Below are 583 nucleotides of genomic sequence, written 5' to 3' on the forward strand. Positions count from 1 at the left end.
AGCACCAGCACATGGGGCACAGCGGCATTACCGGTAGGTGCGTAGAGACGGCCGAGCCCCGGGATGTCCTCTATCATGGTCGGCAACGTTGTGGTGCTATCCATCGCGCTATGACGCGTTTGCAAGTTGGTCCCCCTCAGTTTGCTGTTTCAAAGCGTCGAGCCGAATTTTCCTGCCAGACTGCCTTGGTGTCACGCCTCGCCGGTGAACCTTATGCCCGCTCCCTACCCAGGCTCCTGCCTCTGCGGCAGCGTCAAATTCCAGCTCCTCGCTGATCCGCTCACCTTCTACGTTTGCCACTGCACCATGTGCCAACGTCGCACCGGCGGCGCGGCGTTGCCGGTGATGTGGGTTCACCGCCCGGACCTGCAGATCCTGGAAGGAGAGGCGCCGCTTGCCGAATTCAACCTCGGCAACGGGCAGACTCGCAGAGCCCGCATCTGTCGGCGCTGCGACACACGCCTGTGGGCGGAGCCGTTGAACCGGCCAAACATCGCGTTGCTCCGGCCAGGCACGCTGGAGGACCAGCAAGCCTTCACGCCCGCGGCACACGTGTACACGCGCAGCAAGCAGCCGTGGTTTC

General features: G+C 63.5%; 1 protein-coding gene. It reads left to right on the forward strand.

Going from position 1 to position 583, the window contains the following annotated elements:
- Nucleotides 1–213: 213 nt before the first annotated feature.
- A partial coding sequence (locus D1614_RS27115; RefSeq protein ID WP_119440518.1) for a GFA family protein occupies nucleotides 214–583 on the forward strand: 370 nt, incomplete at its 3' end.

This window comes from Maribellus luteus (genome assembly GCF_003576475.1).
GTDB lineage: Bacteria > Bacteroidota > Bacteroidia > Bacteroidales > Prolixibacteraceae > Draconibacterium > Draconibacterium luteum.